This window comes from Prescottella defluvii (assembly GCF_000738775.1).
GTDB lineage: Bacteria > Actinomycetota > Actinomycetes > Mycobacteriales > Mycobacteriaceae > Prescottella > Prescottella defluvii.
In genome coordinates, this window is the sequence record NZ_JPOC01000168.1 from 1 (window position 1) to 249 (window position 249).

The following is a 249-nucleotide window of genomic DNA, read 5'->3' on the forward strand; positions in this document are numbered from 1 at the left end:
CTCGACCTCAATCGGAGCAAGGCGGACAGAATCGTCCGGCACGGCATCGTCCAGGTGCCGGAAGGACGCCGGGTCTTCGACCAGTTGACCGTCCAGGAGAACCTCATGGCCGGCGCCCTCTCGGTGCGGTCCCGATCCCGGGTGGCGGCGAGCTTGCGCCGAGTGCGCGATCTCTTCCCGATCCTCATGGATCGGGCCGGGCAACCCGCCGGCCTGCTGTCCGGAGGGGAGCAGCAGATGCTCGCGATC

1 pseudogene is annotated in these 249 nt (G+C 68.7%); it reads left to right on the forward strand.

Annotated features, from left to right (window positions below):
* Window positions 1-249, forward strand: a pseudogene (locus tag IJ15_RS26555) (ABC transporter ATP-binding protein); the annotation flags it as partial.